This is a genomic window from Streptomyces sp. NBC_00354, assembly GCF_036106915.1.
Lineage (GTDB): Bacteria > Actinomycetota > Actinomycetes > Streptomycetales > Streptomycetaceae > Streptomyces.
The window spans coordinates 1,170,814-1,192,709 of sequence record NZ_CP107983.1; the positions used below are offsets into that span (position 1 = coordinate 1,170,814).

Annotated in this window: 21 protein-coding genes and 1 pseudogene; 10 read left to right on the top strand and 12 right to left on the bottom strand. The window is 72.4% G+C overall.

Annotated elements, in window-relative coordinates; all coding sequences use genetic code 11:
* Nucleotides 1-62: 62 nt before the first annotated feature.
* The gene (locus OHT74_RS05560; protein WP_328619551.1) at nt 63-1,424 is read right to left on the bottom strand and encodes an MFS transporter; all 1,362 of its coding nucleotides are present in this window, start codon (nt 1,422-1,424) and stop codon (nt 63-65) included.
* 174 nt (nt 1,425-1,598) lie between these two features.
* Here OHT74_RS05560 and OHT74_RS05565 point away from each other — a divergent pair, with 174 nt between their 5' ends.
* Both OHT74_RS05565 and OHT74_RS05570 read left to right on the top strand, forming a co-directional pair.
* Nucleotides 1,599-2,000, top strand: coding sequence for a J-domain-containing protein (locus OHT74_RS05565; RefSeq protein WP_328619552.1), 402 nt, complete (start codon nt 1,599-1,601; stop codon nt 1,998-2,000).
* A 59-nt stretch (nt 2,001-2,059) separates the two neighbouring features.
* Nucleotides 2,060-4,759 carry a SpoIIE family protein phosphatase gene (locus OHT74_RS05570; RefSeq protein ID WP_266661239.1) on the top strand — a complete coding sequence of 900 codons (2,700 nt, stop codon included), beginning with the start codon at nt 2,060-2,062 and terminating at the stop codon, nt 4,757-4,759.
* 42 nt (nt 4,760-4,801) lie between these two features.
* On the opposite strand, the gene OHT74_RS05575 is transcribed toward OHT74_RS05570, so the two are convergent.
* Together OHT74_RS05575 and OHT74_RS05580 are read right to left on the bottom strand one after the other, a co-directional pair.
* On the bottom strand, nt 4,802-5,545 hold the full coding sequence (locus tag OHT74_RS05575) for a carbonic anhydrase (protein ID WP_266661241.1): 744 nt from the start codon (nt 5,543-5,545) through the stop codon (nt 4,802-4,804).
* 115 nt (nt 5,546-5,660) lie between these two features.
* Nucleotides 5,661-6,857 carry a Gfo/Idh/MocA family protein gene (locus tag OHT74_RS05580; RefSeq protein WP_266661243.1) on the bottom strand — a complete coding sequence of 399 codons (1,197 nt, stop codon included), beginning with the start codon at nt 6,855-6,857 and terminating at the stop codon, nt 5,661-5,663.
* 123 nt (nt 6,858-6,980) lie between these two features.
* Between OHT74_RS05580 and OHT74_RS05585 the strand changes: the two genes are divergently transcribed.
* Entirely contained in the window at nt 6,981-7,331 is a 351-nt protein-coding gene (locus OHT74_RS05585) for a hypothetical protein (RefSeq protein ID WP_266998646.1), read from the top strand.
* 230 nt (nt 7,332-7,561) lie between these two features.
* On the opposite strand, the gene OHT74_RS05590 is transcribed toward OHT74_RS05585, so the two are convergent.
* The 3 genes from OHT74_RS05590 to OHT74_RS05600 all read right to left on the bottom strand — a co-directional run bounded on the left by OHT74_RS05590 (nt 7,562) and on the right by OHT74_RS05600 (nt 9,512).
* On the bottom strand, nt 7,562-8,422 hold the full coding sequence (locus OHT74_RS05590; protein WP_328619553.1) for a trypsin-like serine protease: 861 nt from the start codon (nt 8,420-8,422) through the stop codon (nt 7,562-7,564).
* Nucleotides 8,419-8,883: a hypothetical protein gene (locus tag OHT74_RS05595; RefSeq protein ID WP_328619554.1), complete on the bottom strand. Its 465-nt coding sequence runs from the start codon at nt 8,881-8,883 to the stop codon at nt 8,419-8,421. Before OHT74_RS05595 ends, OHT74_RS05590 begins: the two co-directional genes overlap by 4 nt.
* A 164-nt stretch (nt 8,884-9,047) precedes the next feature.
* Nucleotides 9,048-9,512, bottom strand: a complete 465-nt coding sequence (locus tag OHT74_RS05600; RefSeq protein WP_266661247.1) for a hypothetical protein — start codon at nt 9,510-9,512, stop codon at nt 9,048-9,050.
* A gap of 222 nt (nt 9,513-9,734) precedes the next feature.
* Here OHT74_RS05600 and OHT74_RS05605 point away from each other — a divergent pair.
* Nucleotides 9,735-10,499 (top strand): annotated as a pseudogene (locus tag OHT74_RS05605) (transposase); the annotation flags it as partial.
* Nucleotides 10,500-10,570: 71 nt separating this feature from the next.
* On the opposite strand, the gene OHT74_RS05610 reads toward OHT74_RS05605, so the two are convergent.
* On the bottom strand, nt 10,571-11,002 hold the full coding sequence (locus OHT74_RS05610; RefSeq protein WP_301891303.1) for a VOC family protein: 432 nt from the start codon (nt 11,000-11,002) through the stop codon (nt 10,571-10,573).
* Nucleotides 11,003-11,536: 534 nt separating this feature from the next.
* On the opposite strand from OHT74_RS05610, the gene OHT74_RS05615 reads away from it, so the two are divergent.
* A complete protein-coding gene (locus OHT74_RS05615) occupies nt 11,537-11,959 on the top strand; it encodes an ALF repeat-containing protein (protein WP_328619555.1) in 423 nt (140 codons plus the stop codon).
* 38 nt (nt 11,960-11,997) lie between these two features.
* Nucleotides 11,998-12,474 carry a hypothetical protein gene (locus OHT74_RS05620; RefSeq protein ID WP_328619556.1) on the top strand — a complete coding sequence of 159 codons (477 nt, stop codon included), beginning with the start codon at nt 11,998-12,000 and terminating at the stop codon, nt 12,472-12,474.
* A 58-nt stretch (nt 12,475-12,532) separates the two neighbouring features.
* Here OHT74_RS05620 and OHT74_RS05625 read toward each other — a convergent pair whose 3' ends face one another.
* Nucleotides 12,533-13,162, bottom strand: a complete 630-nt coding sequence (locus OHT74_RS05625) for an isochorismatase family protein (protein WP_328619557.1) — start codon at nt 13,160-13,162, stop codon at nt 12,533-12,535.
* Between the two features lie 70 nt (nt 13,163-13,232).
* Nucleotides 13,233-14,213, bottom strand: coding sequence for a GlxA family transcriptional regulator (locus tag OHT74_RS05630; protein WP_328619558.1), 981 nt, complete (start codon nt 14,211-14,213; stop codon nt 13,233-13,235).
* A gap of 161 nt (nt 14,214-14,374) precedes the next feature.
* On the opposite strand from OHT74_RS05630, the gene OHT74_RS05635 reads away from it, so the two are divergent.
* From OHT74_RS05635 to OHT74_RS05650, 4 genes are all read left to right on the top strand, one after another.
* A complete protein-coding gene (locus tag OHT74_RS05635; protein WP_328619559.1) occupies nt 14,375-15,061 on the top strand; it encodes a DUF4389 domain-containing protein in 687 nt (228 codons plus the stop codon).
* Nucleotides 15,062-15,161: 100 nt separating this feature from the next.
* Entirely contained in the window at nt 15,162-15,797 is a 636-nt protein-coding gene (locus tag OHT74_RS05640; protein WP_266661256.1) for a metal ABC transporter ATP-binding protein, read from the top strand.
* Nucleotides 15,794-16,660: a metal ABC transporter permease gene (locus OHT74_RS05645; RefSeq protein WP_266661258.1), complete on the top strand. Its 867-nt coding sequence runs from the start codon at nt 15,794-15,796 to the stop codon at nt 16,658-16,660. The genes OHT74_RS05640 and OHT74_RS05645 overlap by 4 nt, the downstream gene beginning before the upstream one ends.
* Nucleotides 16,618-17,421, top strand: a complete 804-nt coding sequence (locus OHT74_RS05650; protein WP_328619560.1) for a metal ABC transporter solute-binding protein, Zn/Mn family — start codon at nt 16,618-16,620, stop codon at nt 17,419-17,421. Before OHT74_RS05645 ends, OHT74_RS05650 begins: the two co-directional genes overlap by 43 nt.
* A 57-nt stretch (nt 17,422-17,478) precedes the next feature.
* Here the strand turns inward: OHT74_RS05650 and OHT74_RS05655 are convergent, their stop codons facing one another.
* Genes OHT74_RS05655 through OHT74_RS05665 form a run of 3 tightly spaced genes read right to left on the bottom strand, consistent with a single transcriptional unit; the run spans nt 17,479 to nt 21,770 of the window.
* Nucleotides 17,479-18,222, bottom strand: coding sequence for a DJ-1/PfpI family protein (locus OHT74_RS05655; RefSeq protein WP_328619561.1), 744 nt, complete (start codon nt 18,220-18,222; stop codon nt 17,479-17,481).
* 51 nt (nt 18,223-18,273) lie between these two features.
* The gene (locus OHT74_RS05660; protein ID WP_328619562.1) at nt 18,274-19,953 is read right to left on the bottom strand and encodes a class I adenylate-forming enzyme family protein; all 1,680 of its coding nucleotides are present in this window, start codon (nt 19,951-19,953) and stop codon (nt 18,274-18,276) included.
* Nucleotides 19,950-21,770, bottom strand: a complete 1,821-nt coding sequence (locus OHT74_RS05665) for a CoA transferase (protein WP_328619563.1) — start codon at nt 21,768-21,770, stop codon at nt 19,950-19,952. The genes OHT74_RS05660 and OHT74_RS05665 overlap by 4 nt, the downstream gene beginning before the upstream one ends.
* Nucleotides 21,771-21,896 lie beyond the last annotated feature (126 nt).

Below are 21,896 nucleotides of genomic sequence, written 5' to 3' on the forward strand. Positions count from 1 at the left end.
GGGACGGGGAAGACGGGGTCCCGTCAACCGGGGATCCGGGGAAAGCGGAGGGGCCCGGCGCGTCAGGACACCGCCGCCGAGCCGTTCCCTGCCGTGGTGCGGGAGCCGGCCGGGGCTGCGGCCTGCAGGGCGTCCAGCCGCCGCAGGCTGGCCCGCCGCTGGACGACGGACAGCCCTGCCACCGCCGCCCCGAGCACGAGCCAGCCCGCCGGCCCGGCCGCCATCACGGCGCCGGTCAGCAGCAGCGGCCCGGCGGACTTCTGGATGGACTGGGACATGCCCGCCACCCCCAGGTACGAGGCCCTCGCCTCCTGCGGCGCGAGGGAGACGGCCAGCTCCCAGGAGGTCACCGAGCGGATCAGCTCCGCCGCGGTGACCAGCACGGCCGCGGCCAGCAGGGTGATCGAGGCGGCCCAGGCCCCGTGTTCGGGGGTGAGGGCAAGGAGCGTGCAGCATGCGAGCGTCGCCAGCCCGTACAGCCCGACCGCTCCGGCGGCCTGGCGCGGCCGCCGGACCCTCGCCGACACGGTCAGCTGCAGGACCACGACGAGCACGGTGTTGAGGAAGAGGAAGGCGGGCACCACGGCGTGCGGCGCGTCGGTGTGGTCGACCAGCCACAGCGGCAGCCCGACCCCCAGGATCGAGTCGTCCAGGCACATCGGGATGTCCAGGAGGACGAACCGGAGGTAGCCGCGGTCCCGCCACGGGTTCGCGGTGGCCGTCGGGCCCGCCGCGGCCTCGTCCCCGGTCCCCGCGGCCGCCCGGGCGCTCCCGGGGCCGGGGCCGTGCCCGTCCTGCTCCCGGGTGCACCACACCAGCGCCGCGGCCGCGAGGAACGACAGCGCGTTGCCCAGGATCAGGACGTGGTACGCCTCGCGGGTGCCGACGGCGAGACCGATGGCGGCGATGCCCGCGCCGAGCGCGTAGCCGGCGTTCGCCGTGCTGCGCGACAGCGCCTGGTACGTGGCGCGCTGCTCGCCCGCCGCCCGCGTGGCGAAGAGCATCTCCAGCATCTTGGCCGCCCGCTCGGCGAGGGAGGTGACGGCGACCACGAGCAGCAGCACCTCGAAGCGGGTGATCACGAGCATTGCGCAGACCGTCCCGAGGCGCAGCAGGTGACTGCCGATCAGCAGCGTGCGTACGGGGAAGCGTTCGGCCAAGTGGCCGGCCAGCGGGGAGCCCGCGATGCCCGCCACACCGGCCGCGCCCAGGAGCAGGCCCAGCTGCCGGGCGTCCAGGCCGACCACGAAGGTGAAGAAGAGGACGCAGGAGGCGGCCCAGACCCCGGTCCCGGTGCGGTCCAGCAGCTGGGCGAACAGCATGGTGCGGGCGTCCCGGCCGCCGGGCGGTCGGCGCAACTGCGCCAGCAGTCCGGCTCCGCCCCGCCGGTCCTTCAGGTTCCCCGCACCGCACCGCCGGATCATCCCGGGCCTCCGCATCCCCCGCCAAAGTATCTCGATGTCGAGATACCTTGCGGCAGCCTGCCCGAGGTCAATCTTGACGTCAAGATAATTTTTTCGGTGATACCGGCCGACGTCCCGGCGCCCGCGGCCCGCCCGGCGATACGCTGATCCGCAGAGGCTGCCGAGGAGGGAACCGTGACCGAGCGCAAGCCACCGGGCGTCAGTTTCGAGTCCTGGGTGGACCGGCAGATCAGGGAGGCCGCCGAGCGCGGCGAGTTCGAGAAGCTGCCGGGCTACGGCAAGCCGCTGGCCTCGATCGACGCCCCGTACGACGAGCTGTGGTGGATCCGGGACAAGATGCACCGCGAGGGGTTCGCGGCCCTGCCGCCGGCGCTCGCGCTGCGCAAGGAGGCCGAGGACGCCCTGGAGGCGGCCCGGGCGGCTCCCTCGGAGCGCCAGGCACGGGCCGTCCTCGCCGGGATCAACGAGAAGATCCGCGCGGCCCTGCGCATGCCGCCCCCGGGGCCGCCCCTCCGGCTCACCGAATTCGACGTCGACGAGGTGCTCAGGACCCGGCGGGAGAGCCGGACCGACTGACGGCGCGCCCGGACGGTGCTCGCGGCTCTCCCGGCTGCGGACCACCGACAGTGCTACAAATGGTTCGTGACCCATCCTTGCAACCCGTGCCGGGGACGTCGGTGCGGTCACTGAGCAAAAAGCGCCCGCGCAGCGTCGCCCGACAGGTATTCGTCCTTCAGGTGGCGATCGTGGTGCTGCTCGCCGCCGGGGCGGTACTGGCCCTCGTACTCCAGTCCCGGCACGACGTGGACCGGGAGGCCCGGACCCGCTCCGTGGCGGTCGCGCAGACCTTCGCCCATTCGCTCGGACTGCGCCAGGCGCTCCTCACCCCCGATCCCTCCAAGATCCTCCAGCCGCTCACCGAGGTGACGCGCAAGGATGCCGGAGTGGACTTCATCGTCGTGATGAACGACCAGGGGGTCCGCTACACCCATCCGCTCCCCGACCGCATCGGCAAACAGTTCGTGGGCACCATCGCGCCCTCACTGGCCGGCCAGGTGTACACCGAGAGCGTGAAGGGACCCCTGGGCCAGGAGATCCAGGCCGTGGTCCCCGTGTTCGCCGATCCCTACAAGGACGGCGGCCCGGTCGTGGCCCTCGTTTCGGCCGGCCTCACGGTGAAGAACGTCACCGGAGTGGTCGACCGGCAGCTCCCCGTCATCCTGGGCACCACCGCGGCGGCCCTCGCCCTGGCCACGGCCGGCGCGGCGCTGATCAGCCGCCGCCTGCGCCGCCAGACCCGCGGGCTCGGCCCCCTCGAGATGACCCGGATGTACGAGCACCACGACGCGGTGCTGCACTCCGTACGCGAGGGGGTGCTGATCACCGACGGCGGCGGCCGGCTCCTCCTCGCCAACGACGAGGCGAAACGTCTGCTCAGGCTCCCGGCGGACGCCGAGGGGCAGCACATCCGGGAGCTGTCGGGGCTCGACCGGCAGATGGCCGACCTCCTGCTGTCCGGCCGGGTGGCCACCGACGAGGTGCACGAGGCCGGGGACCGGCTGCTGGTCATCAACCAGCGCCCGACCCGGCCCCGCGGCAGGCCCGAGGGCACGGCGGTCACCATCCGGGACTCCACCGAGATGCAGGTGCTCAGCACCCGCGCCGAGGCGGCCCGCAAACGACTCAGGCTGCTGTACGACGCGGGCGTCGGCGTCGGCACCACCCTGGACGTGAAGAAGACGGCCCAGGAGCTCGCGGACGTCGCCGTACCCCGGTTCGCGGACTTCGTGACCGTCGACCTGGCGGAGCCCGTGCTCCTCGGCGACGAGCCCACCGCCGTGGCGGCCGACCTGCGCCGCACCGGGGTCAGCGGCATCCGGGACGACGTCCCGCTCTACCCGAAGGGCAGGCTGATCGACTTCCTGCCCTCGACGCCGCAGGCACGCGGGCTCAACAGCGGCCGGGCCGAGGTGGTGACCGATCTGACCGACGCACCGGGCTGGCACGCCCAGGACCCGCCCCGGGCGCAGGCCATCATCGACTACGGCGTCCACTCCCTGATCACGGCGCCGCTCAAGGCCCGCGGGGTCGCTCTCGGCGTGGTCAATTTCTGGCGCGCGGAGAGGGAGCCGTTCGACGAGGAGGACGTGTCGCTGGCGGAGGAGCTCGTCGCCCGGGCCGGGGTCAGCATCGACAACGCGCGCCGCTACACCCGGGAGCACGCCCTGGCCGAGACGCTCCAGCGCAGCCTCCTCCCGCGCGACCTGCCCGAGCAGAGCGCCGTGGAGGTCGCGCACTACTACCTGCCCGCGCAGTCGGGGGTGGGCGGCGACTGGTTCGACGTGATCCCGCTCCCCGGCAGCCGCGTCGCCCTCGTCGTCGGCGACGTCGTCGGGCACGGTCTGCACGCCGCCGCGGCCATGGGCCGGCTGCGTACGGCCGTACTGAACTTCTCGTCCCTGGACCTGCCTCCCGACGAGCTCCTCGCCCGCCTCGACGACCTCGTCCAGTACATCGACCAGAGCGTGGAGGGCGGCGGCGGCGAAGGCGGCCTGATCGGAGCCACCTGCCTGTACGCCGTGTACGACGCGGTGACGCAGCGCTGCACGGTGGCCCGGGCGGGTCACATGCCGCCGGCGGTGGTGCGCCCGGACGGCACGGTGGAGATCCCGGAGCTGCCCGCCGGCGCGCCGCTGGGGCTCGGCGGGTTCCCCTTCGAGTCGGCGGAGCTGGACCTGAGCGAGGGCACCCAGCTGGTGCTGTACACCGACGGGCTGATCGAGGAGCGCACCCGCGACATCGACGAGGGGCTCGCACTGCTCCGCTCGGCCCTGGCCCACGCGGACCGCAAGCCCGAGGAAACCTGCCGGGCGGTCCTCGCGGAGCTGCTGCCGGTGCGCCCGCGCGACGACGTGGCGCTGCTGGTCGCGCGGACGTCGGCGCTGTCGGCGGACCGCATCGCCGAATGGGAGGTGCCGTTCGAGCCGAGCGCGGTCGGAACCATGCGGGCCCTCGCCGTGGAGAAGCTGGAGGAATGGGGCCTGTCGGAGCTGGCCTTCGGCACGGAACTGGTGCTCAGCGAGCTCATCACCAACGCGATCCGGCACGGCGCCGAGCCGGTCCGCGTACGGCTCCTGCACGACCGGGTACTGACCTGCGAGGTCTTCGACGGCAGCAGCAGCTCGCCGCGGCTGCATTACGCGAAGACCACGGACGAGGGGGGCCGCGGCCTCTTCCTGGTGGCCCAGATCAGCCGCCGCTGGGGGGCCCGGTACACCCCGGAGGGCAAGGTCATCTGGTCCGAGCAGCCCCTGCCGGAACCCGAGGAGACCTGAACCCCCCTGCCGGCCTCGGGTGAGGTCCGCGAGGTGCGTGCCTCAGCGGATCCGGCGCACCCGCTGGGTGGTGAGTTCGTAGCGGGCGCCGACCACGGCCAGCTTCCCGGCCGTGACCCGGGCGGCCAGATCGGGCTCCGCCGCCAGCCGGGAGCGTACGAGCCGTACGTTCTCGGTGACCGCCGCATCGACACGGGCCTCCCGGCGCAGGCTGCGGTCGACGGCCGGACGGATCTGCTGCGCCAGGTAGCGCAGGTGTCCGGGCAGCCGCTCCAGTCCCTCGGCGGCGCGGACCGCGGCGGTCACGGCCCCGCAGGACTGGTGGCCGAGCACCACGACCAGCGGGATCGCCAGCTCCACGACCCCGAACGCGATGCTTCCGAGCACCGCGTCGTCCAGGACCTCACCGGCCGACCGTACGGTCATCAGATCGCCGAGCCCCTGGTCGAAGACCAGCTCCGGCGGCACACGGGAGTCGACGCAGCCCAGGATGACGGCGAACGGGTGCTGTCCCCCGACCAGCGCCTGCCGTACGGTCCGGGTGGCGTCGGGATGCCGCTCGTGGAACGTCCGCCAGCGGATGTTGCCGGCCGACAGCGCGCGCAGCGCCGCCTCGGGCGTTTCGGGCCGCGGGCCGTGCAGACCGGTGCGGGCGCCGCCCGCCGTGGAGCCGGCCCCGGACGCCAGCCCGGCGCACAGGGCCACGGCACCGGTCAGGGCGCCCCGCACGAGTCCGCGCCGCCCGGGAGTCCCGTCGGCCCGGTATCGCTCAGCAAGGGCGCTCATGCGGGCCCAAACTAGGGCCCTGCGGGCCCGGGGGCCGGAGGCAGGCCCGCCCTTGGGGAACTCTTGGACAAATTCCGCCGGACACCGCCTGGGCCGGCGAGCGTCTCCGGGCCGTTCACCGGTGCTCGGCGGGCCGCTGGCCACGGTCGAAGTACGCCACCAGGTCCGGGTCGAGCGGCGGCACCCGCCGGGGCGTGCCCCCGGCCCGCAGGGATTCGGTCGCCAGGCAGCCCACGGCGACCGCCATCCGGGCGGCGACCGGCGAGGTGTCCGTGGCTCCCCCGTGGCGCACGAAGTGCAGGAACTCGTCGATCAGGAGCGGGTCGGCGCCGCCGTGCCCGCCCGCGGCCGCCGCGTCCGGGACGGTGTGGGAGGCGTCCGGCTCGGCCCGGTATCCGGAGCGCCGGGTGTTCCAGACCCGGACCTCGGCGCCCGGGCCGTCGCCGAAGTTCTCCAGGCGGCCGGCATCCCCGATGACGGTGTAGTTGCGCCAGTAGTCGGGGCTGAAGTGGCACTGCTGGTAGGCGGCGAGCACGCCGTTGGCGAGGCGGAGGTTGAGCAGCGAGACGTCCTCGACGTCGATGACCGGGTTGAGCCCGCGCTGGGTGTGCGGGGGCCAGTGCCCGTGCTCGGTGTACCAGTCGTCGCCCTTGGGTTCGCCGGGCGCTCGGCGGTGCGGGTTGTCCCCGTAGACCATCAGGTCGCCCATCGCCTGGACGTCGTCCGTGTAGGCGCCGGCCAGCCAGTGCAGGACGTCGATGTCGTGCGCGGCCTTCTGGAGCAGCAGGCCGGTGGTGCAGCGGCGCTCGGCGTGCCAGTCCTTGAAGTACCAGTCGCCGCCGTAGCCCACGAAGTGCCGGACCCAGACCGTCCTGACCCGGCCGATCTCGCCGGCCGCGATCAACGCGCGCATCGTCCGCACCACGGGCATGTGCCGCATGTTGTGCCCGACGTACAGGCGGGTACCCGTCTCGCGGGCGGTGCGCAGGAGCTCGTCGCAGCGGTCCACGGAGATGTCGAGCGGCTTCTCGACGAAGACCGGCTTGCGGGCGACGAGTGCCTGACAGGCCAGGTCGGCGTGGGTGTGGTCGGGGGTCAGCACGAGGACGGCGTCGACCTCGGGGTCCTCGATCACCGCCCGGTGGCCGGCGGTGACGTAAGCGCCCGGGAAGGCCGCGGCGGCATCCGCCCGGGCCCGCGGATCGGGGTCCGCGACCGCGGTGACCGCCGACCCGCGGCCGGGGCGGTGTGCCGTGCGCGCGATGCTGCCGCGCAGCCCGAATCCGAGGACGCCGATGCGAAGGTCAGTCATGGCCGACTCCCTTCCCGTCCCGGCAGCGTTCATCCGCCCGGCCGAGCACCGGATGCCGCCCGCGCGCCGCCGGGGCAGGCTGTGGGCAAGGCCAGTCACCACCGCACAGACGAGGACCGCGCCATGTCCCACAGCCGGCGTATCGGCGTCATCACCGCGGCCGCAGCACTGCTGCTGACCGCCACCGCCTGTTCGGGCCTGGGCCGGAGCACCGTCGGCATGCTCACCTTCCGCGGCCACGACTCGCCGGTCGAGCTGAGCTACTCCAACACGCCGGTGACGGGATGCCACAAGATCGCCCTCCCGGCGGGCGCCAGCCACGTCGAGAACAACACCCTCGTCGATGTCGTCCTGTACCGGACGCTGGACTGCAAGAAGGCCGACGGGGCGGACGGCATCTACGTGGGCACCACGCTCTCGAATGTGACGGCCCCGGTCAGCCTCCCCTGGCGCAGCTTCAGCGTCATCCACTGACCCCGGGGCCGGGCGCCCTCATACGGTCCGCGCCCGGCCTCTGTCCTTGCGGAAGGTCCCGCTGCCCGGTCAGGTCCCGCTGGCGACCTTGCCGAGGCCGATCCAGCCGCTGCCCGGGTCGCCGCCGTTCCAGGCGAAGACGGAAGCGCTGCCGCCGGGGCCGGCGAGCAGGTAGTCGGCGTGCGTGTCGGCGTTGAAATCGACGAACTGGACCTTGGTGTGGTCGGTCGTCAGACCGGTCGCGATCCGGCCGACGACCTTCCAGCCGTCCTTGGGGACGACGTCGCCGCCAGGTTGAGGTAGAGGTCGACCTGCCCGTCGGGCTTCACCAGGAAGCAGTCGGCCTTGCCGTCGCCGTCGAAGTCGGCCCAGCGGATGCGCTCGTTGCCCCCGGCCTCGTTGGCCGCCGCCCGGCGGGGAGCGGTGGTCCGGCCGATCCAGGCACCGAGGTCGTCGACGCGGACCGCGACGGCGCCCGTACGGGTCTCGGCTGCGTCGGTGCCGAAGCATCCGCCCTGCCAGGACCGGCCGGCAACCGCGGCCAGCGCACCCGTTGCATTCAGGACCGGGGCACCGGTGTCGCCCTTGCAGAGCGAGTCGGTGCCCTTGCCGGTGATGCCCACGCTGGTGGCGTCCACCGTGGTCGCGCCGAAGACCCAGGCCGTCTTGGTGCGCCCGAAGCCGGCCACGGTGAACTCGCCGCCCGTGGCCGGGGCAGCCGTGGCGAGCTTGGCGGTGGCCGCGCCGATCGCCGGGACGGCCAGACGCGCCAGGACCAGGTCACGGTCCGAACGCGGGGCGATCTCCGTGACCTCGGTGCGCCGACCGCCGGAGAGCATCACGGTCGCCTTGGCAGAGGGCTTTCCCGCGGCCTGCGGGCCCGGCTGCTGGGGATTGTCCGCGAAACAGCTCGCAGCGGTCGCGACCCACCACTGGTCGATCAGCGTGGCGGTGCAGGCCCGGCTGCCGGCACCCTCTCCGACGGCGAGCTGGGCGGTGTACGGGTACTGGCCGTCAGCGGCCGGCGTGCCGACCACGGCCTGCGCGGCGCTGCCCGACACGAGACCGGCGACGACCGCGGTGGCGCTCACCAGGACCCCGGCGGCCGGTGCGCGAAATGGACGCATTCCAATGGACGCATTCCAGCGGCGTCGATGCCGAGGACGCGGCCTCCGTCACCGGTGGCGTAGACGTGCACGACGTTGTTGGCCGCGGTGCTGGTCAGCGCGGTCAGGCCGGTACCGCCCAGCCCGGCCCACGGCGACCACTGCCCCGTGGCGTAGTTGCCGTCGATCGGGTACATGGTCTGGTGGGACCCGATGATCTGCAGGTGTACCGTCCTGCCGGTCCCGGACGCGGTCAGAGCCTTCGCGCCCGGGGCGCCGCCGGGCACCTCGGTCCAGTTGTTCCACCGGCCGGTACCCGGGTTGAAGTCCTTTCCGAAGACCTTGCCGCCGGGGCCGATCCCGAACACGCGGACCACGTTGTCGACCGTGCACTGGTCAGCGAGGTCATGCCGGCGCCGGCGACGCGGCTCCACTGCGACGACCACGCGCCTGCGGCGTAGTCTCCGACCGTCAGGTGGAGACCGCCGTCCGTTGCCATGACGTCCAGATACGTCGACGTGCCGACGGCGGCCACGGCGATCTGCTGGCCACCGGCAGCATTCGGCGTGACCACGAGTGTGGGTGCGTTCCTTCGCGACGCGCTGGTGGACTACTTGGAGGCGCTGAGTGCCACGAGTGCGTGGTCGCGCTTCTGCGGGTCCAAGGTCTTGCCGACGCTGGCCCACTCGTTCTTGGCGACGTCGAAGGAGACCTTGGCCTCCTCGACGGTCGTCAGGACCAGCGAGCCGCCCGCACCGGTGACCCGAAAGCAGAACGGCTTGTTCGGCCCGGAGTTGCTGTAGACCTCGATGTGGCCGGGGTCGGGCTCGGTGCTGCACGCGATGTAGACGATGTGTCCGTCACCGCTCTTCAGCTTGACTCCGCCCGCCTTGAATGCCGCCTCGGCCTCCGACTGCGGGTACTGGAAGTCCTCCACCGCGGAGGGCGGGAGATCGGCGGCCGCCGTCTGGGCGGTGGCGGCACCAGCCCGCCCGTCCACGGCAACGGCGACACCGGCCGTCGCGACGACTCCGACAAGGGCGCCGGCAAGCAGCACGGCAGGAGAAAGCTTCATCAGCTTCCTCTTTCACATGTTCACGAGACGGGGAGACAGGCGACTGCCTGCGGTCGGCCGCCCGGCTGCGAACCAGGATCCCCGTCGTTCCCCCCTAGTTGCCACGCCAGCCACACCTGTCGCACTGCTGCGGTCCGGAACGGCGATGGCCTTTGCATCAGTTGACCCCGCATTACCTAAGGGTTGTCCCGTAAGTGATCTCGCCCTGCAATGATCTTGATCGTGTCAGGCGAGATCACGGCGTCGGAACCGTCCTGGATAGCCCCGTTTACCGGGCTGAGCCCGCGCGTCTTCGGCAAGTTGGTGACCGCGCTTCGCCGCGAGGGCGCCAGCTCCCCGGGCCAGGGGCGGCCGTGGGGTCTGCCGCTGGAGGACCGGGTGCTGTTGGTAGTCGCTTACTGGCGCACGAACCTGACGATGCGCCAACTCGCCCCATTGTTTGGCATCTCGAAGTCGGCGGCCGACCGCATCATCGACCAGCTCGGCCCGCTCATCGCATTCCAGCCTCGGCGCCGGTTCGCCAAGGACACCGTGCTGGTAGTCGACGGCACCCTGGCGCCTACCCGGGACCACAGCATCGCTGAACAGTCAAAGAACTACCGGTACTCCACCAACCACCAGGTCGTCATTGACGCGGATAACCGCCTGGTCGTTGTGGTCGGTGAGCCTTTGCCCGGCAATCGCAACGACTGCCGGGCATGGGAGGAGTCTGGCGCGAAGGCCGCCGTGGGCAGGACCCTCACGATGGCCGACGGCGGCTATCCGGGCACCGGCCTCCTCATGCCCCACCGCCGCACCCCGGGCGAAGAGTTGCCGGGCTGGAAGCGCGAGCACAATCGCTCGCACAAACAGGTCCGGGCCCGCGTCGAGCACGTCTTCGCCCGCATGAAGACCTGGAAGATCCTCCGCGACTGCCGTCTCAAGGGCGACGGGGTCCGACACGCCATGCTCGGCATCGCCCGACTGCACAACCTCGCTCTCACGGGACAGCTTCTGCCGCATACGAGACCTGAGAGGTCCCCGGGAGACGGCTCCCCCCTCGCAGTCTCAGGGGAGAATCAGGCGAGGCAGAACTCGTTGCCCTCGATGTCCTGCATCGTGATGCACGACTCGTTGACGCCATCGGCGCGCTGCGTCAGCACGTGTTTCGCGCCGAGCGCCATCAGCCGTGCGCATTCGGCCTCGAGTGTGGCCAGGCGCTCGTCACCCACGAGCCCTGTGCCGACCCGCACATCAAGATGCACCCGGTTCTTGACGGCCTTGCCTTCGGGAACTCGCTGGAAGAGCACGCGCGGGCCCACACCCGAGGGATCAGCGCACGCGAAGTAGACCTCGTCCTCAGGCGGCAGCGAGTGGTGGTACTCCTCCCACGTGGCAAAGCCCTCCGGGACTGTCGGTACGACGTACCCCAGCACCTCGCACCAGAAGGCGGCGAGGCGCGCAGGTTCCGCGCAGTCGAAGGTCACTTGGAACTGCTTGATCGTTGACATCGGCGCACGATAACAGGGGCCCTGCTCATCTCCCCGGGCGGGTGGATCCACATGTTGCCGGGAGGACGGCCCCTGCCATCCGCTGCTGTGTCGTGCGGTCACAGGGGTGAACCGAGGTCGGCGCCTCTTCCAAAGGGTGGGACCCCGGATCCGATCTCAGCCGACCACTCTCGTGCCAAAGATCAGTTACGGGACAGCCCTTGGCTGAGGGTGTGTGAGGTGGTTAACAGGACTCGAACCCGGGCTAGCGCAAGAAAGTTGAAGAAGGCTCAGACTCAGAGCAACTTGCCTGAGCGGCAAGCTGGTTGCAGGCTTCCGGACGAATACATTCCACATTTCGGCAGCGTTCCGACTAACCCTCTCCGGTCACTTCCGTCCATCCACGGGTGGGAGCATGGCCGGTGCATCAATCGCGGCATCCGGGCAGAAGTCCGGTGCGACCGACCGCGATTATGGAATGTGCCGGGAGACGAAGTACTGGTAAGAGACAGACGATTTTGGGGGAGGCCGGCACCCCGCCGGAGGGGTGGGGCAGTGGCCCGCACCTCGGTCGTGGGGATGTCGTCCCTCACGATGGGAGTGGGTCTGCTCCGCACCACGTCGGCGACCGCCGCTCCGGCCACCGCCGTACCGCCGAACGAGCGCGCACAGGTGATCGTGCTGTGGCGCACCGGCGGGGACGAGACCAAGGCCGGGGCCGAGAAGGTCTCGACGGGGTCGAACGAAGCGGTCCACGACTTCCTGTCGAATCCGGGGACGACCTGCCGGATCAACGTCGACACCAAGTGGAACTCGGGTGAGTTCGCCGAGGACAGCCTCGATCTCAACTTCGACTACGACGAGGAGCTCTACGGCATCAGTCTCGGTCACTTCGCCGAGCTCCACGGGTTCGGCCTTGCTCGTGACTTCGAGATCCACGGCAGCAAGGGCGACCACTACGAGACGACGGTGGGTTAGTCATGGCGAGTCGGCGTTCCAGGTCGGCCTGGGCTCTCGTGGTCGCTTCCACCCTGTCGGCCCCCTTCGTCACGGGGTGTGCCGAGGAGAGCCGCGAACAAGTGCTGAAGGCGTTCCGGCTGGAGCTCCCGCCGTGCGAGACCCAGGACATGACGTTCTCGGGGCAGTCATCCGCGCCCGGCATCAACCTGGCGATGAGCTTCACGGCTCCCGAAAGCTGCGTGAAGCAGTACCTGACGGATCATCAGGTGGATCTCGAGCGTCCGGTCTACTGGCCTGCCTCCGGCGAGAGCAAGGTCGGCGGCACGCCCATCTCGCCTACCAAACCGCCTTTCGGGGCGGACTCGATGAAGCAGTTCAAGCTCGAACTCGACCCGAGCAAGAAGTATGAGGTCTACAGGGGCTTCACCACACCGAAGAAGGCCGAGTTCAAGGTACTGCTCGTTCCCCAGGGAGAGCAGATCAGCGTCTACATGGAATGCGTCATAACCGGCGAAGTCAGCAGGCGTGACTGAGCAGCGCCGCCTGGGAGGGGCCCGGACCTTTTGGTCCGGGCCCCTCCTGCGTTGCAGGTCAGGCCGGGAGGGAGCCGACCGTGGGGGCCACCGTTCCGAAGAGGTCGGCGATCGTGGTGAGGCTTGCCGACTGGAGGGTGGCGGCCGGGATCAGCGTGCCGTCGGGCGCCGTGAGCGTGCGCGTCGCGGTCGCCTCGGCGACCACGGTCGGGCGGTATCCCAGGTTGAAGGCGCCCTGGGCGGTGAACGTGACGCACATGTGGGTCATGAACCCGGCGATCACCAGGTCGGGGCCGGCGCCCAGCTGCTGGAGGGTCTTCTCCAGTTCGGTGGCGTGGAAGGCGTTCGGGAACTGCTTGACCACGACCGCCTCCCCCTCGCGCGGCGCGACCTCGGCGCTGATGGCGCCGATCTCGGCCCGGATGTCGTACGGGCTCCCCTCGCCGCCGTCGTTGACGATGTGGACGACCGGCGCGCCGGCCGCCCGGGCCGCGGCCAGCAGGCGGGCGCCGGCCGCCAGGGCCTGCTCGGCGCCGTCCAGGGCCATCACGCCGGAGCGGTAGGTGTTCTGGAAGTCGACCATGACCAGGGTGGCCTCGGCCAGGCGGGGCAGCGCGCCGGGCAGGCCGATCACGTCGCGCAGGGTCTTGGATGCAGTGGATGCAGGGGATGCAGGGGATGCAGACATGCTGAAGCGTCCTTCTCGTGGGAAATGGGCACGGCGAAGCCGTGGCACGGCGCGGCATCGCACCGAGCAGTCAGTCGGCGGTGCGGAAGCGGCGGCGGTACGCGGCCGGGGTCGTGGCGATCTGGTTGCGGAAGGCGCGGTGCAGGGTCTCCACCGAGCCCAGGCCGGCCGCCGCGGCGACCTGCTCCAGCGGCCGGTCGGTGGTCTCCAGCAGCCGGCGGGCGGCCTCCACCCGTACGGCCTCCACGTAGGCGGCGGGGCCGGTGCCCAGCTCCTTGCGGAACGTACGGGCGAAATGGCGCTCGCTCAGGCTCATCCGCGCCGCGAGCGCGGCCGCCGACAGGTCCGCGCCGAGGTGTTCGGTGATGTAGACCCGCAGGGCGTCGATGTCCCGGCGGGAGGCCGCCGGGCGGCTGAGCGGCACGCTGAACTGGCTCTGGCCGCCCTGCCGCTTGAGGTACATGACCAGCTGCCGGGCGACCGCGAGGGCCAGTTCCTCGCCGTGGTCCTCGGCCACCAGGGCCAGCGTCAGGTCCATGCAGGCGCTGATCCCCGCCCCCGTCCACACCCGCCCCGACCGGACGAAGATCGGGTCCGGATCGACCTCGACCTGCGGGTGGTCGGCCGCCAGCTGGGCGGCGGTGGACCAGTGGGTGGTGGCCCTGCGCCCGTCCAGCAGGCCGGCCGCGGCCAGCAGGTGGGCACCGACGCAGACCGATGCCACGCACCGGGCGTGCGGGGCGGTGGCGGCGATCCACCGGACCACCTCGTCGTCGACGCGCGCGACCGGTCCGTCCTCCCCCGGCTCGACGGCGCCGGGCACCACGAGGGTGTCCACCGCGGCGCCGACCTCGGCGAAGGAGAGGTCGGTGACCAGCCGGACGCCGGCCGAGGTGGTGACCTGGCCCCCGTCCGGGCCCGCCAGGCGTACGTCGTACAGCCGGCGCCCCGCTTCCCGGCTCGCGAGGGCGAAGACCTCGGCGGGGCCGGTGACGTCGAGCAGGTCGACATCGGGGAAAACCGCGATCACTACGCGGTGGGGCGTGGACATGCGTCCATCCTGGCCGGACGGGCAGGTGTCCGCAATGACGGTTGTCTGTCACATCCAGACACCGCGGACGCCGACTGGAGCATGCCCCGTGCGGCGCGGATGATGGAGAGGCACAAGGTCCGGGGGGTTCACGACGCCGGACACGGGACGGTGACGCAATCATGTCCGCGAACGCTTCTTCGTATCGCTCGGTCAGGGTGAGCGCCGATCTGGACAGCCCGCTGTCGCGCTGGCTGTGGCTGGTCAAGTGGATCCTGGCGATCCCGCACTACATCGTGCTGCTGTTCCTGTGGATCGCCTTCATCGTGGTCAGCGTGATCGCCTTCTTCGCGATCCTGTTCACCGAGCGCTACCCGCGCGGCCTGTTCGACTTCAACGTCGGCGTGCTCCGCTGGTCGTGGCGGGTCTCGTACTACGCGTACGGAGCCCTGGCCACCGACCGGTACCCGCCCTTCAGCCTCGGCCCCGAGCCCGGCTATCCGGCACGCCTCGAGATCGCCTACCCGGAGCGCCTGTCCCGGCCGCTGGTCCTGGTGAAGTGGTGGCTCTTCGCGATCCCCCACTACCTGGTCATCGCCATCTTCACCGGCGGCATGCGCCACGGCTGGTGCGGCGGAGGCGGTCTGATCACGCTGCTGGTGATCATCGCGGCCGTGGTGCTCGCCTTCACCGCCAAGTACCCGCGTGACGTGTTCGACCTGATCGTGGGGCTGCACCGGTGGGTGCTGCGCGTCGCCGCGTACGCCACGCTCATGACGGACGAGTACCCGCCGTTCCGGCTCGACCAGGGCGGCGACGACCCGGCACCCGCGCCGGCCGAGGCCCCGACCCCTGCCTCATCGCCATGACCTGAACCGGTTCCGTCGCCGCCGGAACCGGGACGCGCCTTCGTCCGACCACCTCCGCGTGCGGGGAGCCACCCGGCACCGGACGACGGGAGGGCGACGGATGGGCGGGCTGGACGTACGCATGCGGGGGGTCGCCTGCCGACACGGCCGGGTCGAGGCGGTCGCCGACGTGGATCTGGAGATCGCGGCGGGCGAGCGCGTCGCGCTGACCGGGACCAACGGCTCGGGCAAGACCACGCTGCTGCGTGCGGTCCTCGGGCTGCACCGCCAGGTGTCCGGGAGCATCCTGGTCGGCGGCCGCGGCACCGGATCGGCCGCCGAATGGGCCTGGCGGCGGCGGTCCTGCGCCTGGATCCCGCAGAAGCCGGCGGCCGGCCGGTTCCCACTGCTCGGGGACGAACTGCTGGCCAGCGGCGGCGCACCGGCCGAGGCCGCCGAAGCGGCACGGAAACTGGGCGTCGGCGCGCTGCTCGACCGGCCGCTGCACACGCTGTCCGGCGGGCAGTTGCAGCGGATGTACCTGGCCCGGGCGATCGGCTCGGTGGCCGCGGGGGCCGAGGTACTGCTGGCCGACGAACCGACCGCCGCACTGGATTTCGGCGGCCAGGAGGAGGCGGCCGACGTACTGGCCTCTCTGCCGGTGACCCTGGTCGTCGTGACGCACGACCGGGCGCTCGCGGAGCGCTGTGACCGCGTACTGGAGATGGCCGCGGGCCGGCTGCGGGAGGTCGCGTGATCCTCGCGGGCGCCGACCTCGGCGAACTGCTCCAGCTGCTCCCCGTACAGCGGGCGGGCCTCGCCCTGCTGCTGGCGGCGATCGGCCTGCCGGTGATCGGCGTGGTCATCGTCGGGCTCGACATCATGCCGGTGCGCTTCGCGATGATGCACGTCGCGCTGCTGGGCATCGCGGTCGGGCTGCTGACCGGGCTCGATCCGATGCTGTGCGCGCTCCTCGCCTGCGCCCTGGCCGGGGCGGGGGTGGCCCCGCTCGCCCGCACCCCGGACGGGCTGTCCGGGGCGATGGGCCTGCTGATGAGCCTGGCCATCGCGGCCGCGCTGCTCGTCCTGGCCGTGTCGGGGGTCAACGCCTCCGGTGCGTTCGCCCTGTTGTGGGGCTCGATCCTGTCCGTGGGCACCGCCGACCTCGTGGTGCTCGGCGCGCTGGCGGCCCTCGTACCGGGGCTGTTCTGGTGGCGGCGGCGCGATGTGGCCCTGCTGCTGTACGACCGGGAGCTGGCCCAGTGTTCGGGGGTCCCGGTGCAGGCGCTGACCGCCGTACTGCTGGTCCTGGTCGCGGTGGCGGTCGCCGGGGCGATCAAGCTCACCGGCGCGCTGCTGGTCGACGCCCTGACCCTGCTGCCGGCGCTCGCCGCCCGCCGCCTGGGCAGCTCGCTGCGGTCCATCACCCTGTGGGCGGTCGGCATCGGGGTGGCCGTGAACCTGACCGGTTTCCTTCTCGCCCTCCGGCTCGACTGGCCGCCGGGGCCGGTCCTCGTCCTCACCGCCGGGACGCTCGTCCTCGCGGTCCATCTCATCCCCGAACGGAGCATCAGCTCATGGCGCGCACCCGCGTCCGATTCACTTCCCTCCTCGCACTGAGCGCGGCACTGGCCCTCGTCACCGGCTGCGGCAACGGCGACACCGCTTCGAAGGGCGGACCGCCCGGCCACCACGGCGGGAAGCCGGTCGTCGTCGTCACCACCACCTGGGAGGGCGCCTTCGCCAAGGCCGCCGGCGCCGAGGACGTCAAGGTGATCGTGCCCCAGTCGGTGCACCACGCCCCGGACTACGACCCCAAGCCCTCCGACCTCGCCGCCGTCGGCAAGGCCGACTTCGTCCTCTACGCGCCCTTCGAGCCGTACGCGGCGAAGATCAAGGAGGCGGCCGGCTCGAAGGCCGAGCTGGTCGAGGTGAACCTCGACAACGACGCCGACAAGGTCAGGGCCGAAGTGGCCCGCCTGGGCAAGCTGTTCGGGACCGAGGACGCCGCCACGAAGTGGTCGGCGTCGTTCGACACCGAGTACGCGAAGCTGTCGAAGGACGTCCAGGGTTCCTGGCCGGGCGGGAAGAGCCCGGCCGTCGTCAGCCAGGTGTTCACCGGCTGGTCCGCGAAGCTGGCCGGTGCCACCGCGGTCGGCACGTACGGTCCCGAGGCGGTCACCCCGGCGCAGCTCGCCGAGCTCTCGGGGAAGAAGCCGGCCCTGGTCCTGGACAACGCCCACATGTCGACCGGGACCGTCCTGCCCGACTCGGGTGCCCGGCAGGTCGAGATCGTCAACTACCCGGGCACGGACCTCGATCTGCTGCCGGTCTACCGCAACGCGGCGGCCGAGCTGAAGAAGGCCATGGGCGGTTCCTGACCCGGGGCGCATGCGAGGGGCGGGGAGCACTGAGCTGCTCCCCGCCCCTTCCTGCGTTTACGGGCGCCCGGCCGCGGGCGGTGTCCACACCGTGCCGCGGGCCTCGTACTCGAGCATGGCCTCCACGCCCGTCGCCGCGTCGGCGCCGAGTTCCCGGCGTACGAGCCACAGGGCGAGCTCCAGGCCGGAGGTGATGCCCCCGGCGGTGACCAGGTCGCCGTCGTCCACCACACGGGCGTTCTTCAGCAGGCCGCCCTGCTTCTCCAGGTCGGGGCGTGCCTTGTGGTGGGTGGTGCAGGGACGGTTCCTGGTCAGGCCGGCGGCGGACAGCAGCATGGCGCCCGTGCAGACGGCGCTGACGGTGAGGCCGGGGCGCACCGCCGCGGCCAGGTTCCGGGGGAGCGTGCCGCCCCGGATCTCGGCCCACACTCCGGGGCCGTCCTGGCGCCCGTATCCGCCGCCCGGTACGAGGATGACGTCCGCCGAGCGCGGAGCCCAGGGGTGCTCGACCTGGACCCGGGTCCCGTAGGCGGCGTTCACGACGCCCGGGCCCGAGGTGGTGACGTAGCGGACGTCGACCGCGCGGTCCGTGAAGAAGCGGGCGGCGGAGAAGACCTCGTAGGGGGCGGCGAAGTCGAGCTCCTCCACTCCGTCGTACATGACGACGTGCACGCGCAGCGGTCCCGCCGCCTTCGTGGCGGATCGCGGTGGCGCCGCGGCGGCCGGCGCCGTGGCGGCGCCCGCCATCGTGGCCGCGGCGCCGATCGCGGTCGAGGCTCGGAGGAGGTTCCTGCGGTTCATCTGACGGTCCTGTCCTGTGCTGTTGTGCTGCGCTGCGCTGAATCGGTTCGGTCAGCCCGCGTGGGCGAGCGGAGGTGCGATGGCCGTCTGCTGCGCCAGCCGCTCGCGCAGCGCCGTACGGTCGGGCTTGCCGGCCGGCGTGAGCGGAAGCTCCGCCAGTACCAGCAGCCGCTCGGGGTGCTTGCGCAGTTCGAGCCCCCGGCGGGTGAGGTGCGCGCCCAGCGAGCCGAGGGTGGGAGCCTCGGGGCCGCGCGGTACGACGCAGGCCGCGAGGCGTTCGCCCATCAGCTCGTCCGGGATGCCGACGCACACCACGTCCCGTACCCGGGGATGGGAGGCGAGCTCCCGCTCGACCTCCGCGGGGCTGATGTTGGCCCCGCCGCGGATGACGATGTCCTTGAGCCGGCCGACGAGGTGCAGGAGGCCGTCCTCGTCGATCAGGCCGAGGTCTCCGGTACGGACCCAGCCCTCGGGGGTGCGGTAGCGGGCGTCCAGGTCCGGGGCTGCGACGTAGCACATGGGGGTCATCGGGCCGCGGGCGACGATCTCGCCGATCTCGCCGTCCGGGAGCTGTTCGTGCGTGTCCGGGTCGGTGATGTGGATGTCGGCGACACGGGGGTCGGGCCGGCCGGCCACGATGCCCGTGCCGTCGGCCTCCGGGACCTCGGTGTCGAGTCCGGTGTGGCAGTTGACGCCGTCGGCCGAGCCGTAGAGGTTGACGACCGGGCAGCCGAAGGCGCGGGCGGCGTCCTCGGCCGTGGTCTCGTCCAGGGCCGAGCCGCCGAGGACCAGGGCGGTGGGCGGGGGCAGTTCACCCCCGTCGGGCTCGGGGTGTTCCAGCCGGTCCAGCATCATGCGGACCATCGTGGGGACGCCGAGGACGTGCGTGGGCCGGTGCTCGCGCACGGCGGCGAGGGCGGCCTCGGGGGTGAAGTGGTCCAGCAGGATCAGTGTTCCGCCGTGCCTGGCGAGCGTGACGGCCGTGCCGTTGGACCCGAACGCGGACCCCAGCGGTACGAGGAACAGGCAGCGCGGCGGGGTTCCGCCGGGCATGAGCGAGGCGAGGAAGTTGCCCCGGCCGCCGGCGAGCGCGTTGTGGGAGTACGCCACCATCTTGGGCTCCGCCTCGGAGCCGGAGGACACCAGGATGCGGGCGGCGCTGTCGGGGTCGGGCCGGGCGGGCACGAAGGCAGCCGGGTCGGAGCGCAGCAGCGCGGACAGCGGAATCGTTCCTTCAGGTGCGGTGCCGACCCGCCCGGCTGCGATGACATGGCGCAGCGTCGGCAGGGCGGGAAGCAGGGCCCGCAGGCCGGCGGCGTGGTGGTCGCCGCGGTGCTCGACGGCGGCGACGACCGCGACGGCCTCCGCCTTGCGCAGCAGGGACGCGGCCTCCCGGATGCCCCGGCCGACGGGGAAGGGGAGGGCCACCGCGCCGACGGCGGCGAGGGCCAGTTCGGCGATGACCGCGCCCCGGCCGTTCGGGAGTTGGACGCCGACCACGTCGCCGGGCCGTATGCCGACATCCGCGAGCCCGGTGGCGAGAGCGCGCACCTTGCGGTCCAGCGCGGTGTAGCAGAGCTTGCCCTTGGCATCGATGACGGCCGTGGCGTGCAGGTCGGCGATCTGCCGGGCCCGGAACAGGCTGTAGAGGTCCAGGTCGGGGCAGGTCCCGTCGACCGCCCAGGTGCGGCGGAGGCCGACGGGCAGCAGGTCGTGCAGGGCGACGGTCATACGAAGCTCCAGGGGTCGGGAACGGCGGGGGCACCGTGCGCGTCGCGGCTGATCGAGCCGGTGAAGCGCGGGTCGTGGTGCAGGTCGGCCGGATCGGTGGTGACCGCGGTCGCGGACAGGCCGTGGCTGCGCAGCTGCGCCAGGGCGTCGCCGGTCGGCAGTTCGCGCAGGTCGTACGCGGCGGCCGCGGGCGCACAGGTGTCGGTGGGGGCGATCCAGCCGTCGGCGGTGCGCAGCGGGCGGCGGAATCCGGCGGGCCGGCGCGGGTCCGCGCCACGGCGCGCGCGGCGCAGGGCGGGGGCGGTGAGTGCGTCGGCGGCCCCGAGCAGCGAGGAGTCGACGCGGACGCCCGCTCCGGTGCGCTCGCGCAGGAGCAGTCCGGCCAGTACGGCCTCGGCTCCCATGAGCCCGCCCAGGACGTCGAGGAGGGTCATGAGGGACGGCGCCGGGGGCTCGTCCTGCGGACGTGCGGCTTCGCCGACGCCGGTGCGGGCCTGGACCATGAAGTCCGTCCCCATCGGGGCACCGGGGATCCGGCCCGCCCAGCCGCCGGTGTACGCGTAGACGAGGGCGGGGTTCACGGCGGCCAGATCGGCCGAGTCGAGTCCCAGTGCGGCCGCCTTGCCGGGGGCCCAGTTGTGCAGGAAGACGTCGGCCTCGGCGGCCATCTCGCGCAGCCGGCGCCGGTCGGCGGCGGACTTGATGTCCACCTCCACGGCCTGCTTGCCCCGGTTCAGGGCGAGCCAGCGGGCTGAGATCCCGGAGCAGGCGGGCGGCATGCCGCGCAGCGGGTCGCCGCCCGGCGGCTCGATCCGTACGACATCGGCGCCGAGCAGACGCAGCAGGTGGGCGGCGAGGGGCGCCTGGATCCGGCGGCCTGCCTCGAGCACGGTCAGCCCGGCCAGCGGCCGTGCGGCGGCGGGGGGCGCGGCCAGCGGGCGGTGGCCGGATCCGTACGGGGCCAGGGACCAGGGCGCGGCGCCGTCGTGTTCGGCGGCGCGCTCGGCGAGCGTCCGCAGCCGGCAGACTTCGGCGCCCGAGGTCGCGGCCGCCGCCTCGATCCGCTGCCAGTTGTGTGCGCGCGCCGTGGCGTGCAGGACCCGCGGGAAGGGGGCGCACGCGGTGGCGTAGCGGAACTGGAACGGCCGCCACCCCGCCCGGATGGCCTCGACGGGTGCCCTGAGGGCCCGCCAGAACGCGGCCCAGGCAGCGGGGTCCAGCGTCTCCAGCTCGAAGAGAAGGCCTTCGGCGGAGGTGAACGGCGGTCCGCCGGGGGCGAGTTCGGCGGCCTCGCCCTCGTCGGCCCCGGCGGCGGCGAGGTACTGGGAGACCGCCAGCAGCCCGGCCCGGTCGGCGCTCGTGTCCACCCGGCCTGCCCCGCCGCCCCTGGCCTGGGCCAGCAGCCCGGCGAGCAGCCCCTGCACGGCGAGTACGCCCGTGGCGGTGGCGGCGTAGTCGACGGCGAGGCCGCGCGGCGCGCCGTCGCGGCGCCCGTGCACGGCCATGATGCCGGTCGCCGCTTGAACGGTGGCCTCGTCCGTCATACCGCTCGCCGGATGCGCCGCCCAGCTCATGGACGCGTCCTGCCGGTCGAACCCCCTGCCGGACAGGGCGATGCGCGCCGTGCCGCCGTCGCCCGGCTCGGGTGGGTCCGCTCTCGTGCCGGCTCCCCGGCCGACTCGCGTACGGGCTCCCGTGCTCGCGCCGAGGAGCGTGAGGTGCTCCAGGACCAGGCCGGTCAGTCCGGGCGGACCCGAGGCGGCGAGGTGCAGTCCTTCGAGCGGCCGGACAGTACGGGTGACGGCTGGTGACGCCATGCCTCTCCTCTTCTTCTCCCGGCGCGCGGCGGAGGCCGGCGCCCCGGATGTGCGCGACACGGGAACCCGGGAGGGTGCGCACCCGACCAGTTCCTCGGGGAGGCAGTCGGACTGTCGTTCCCACGG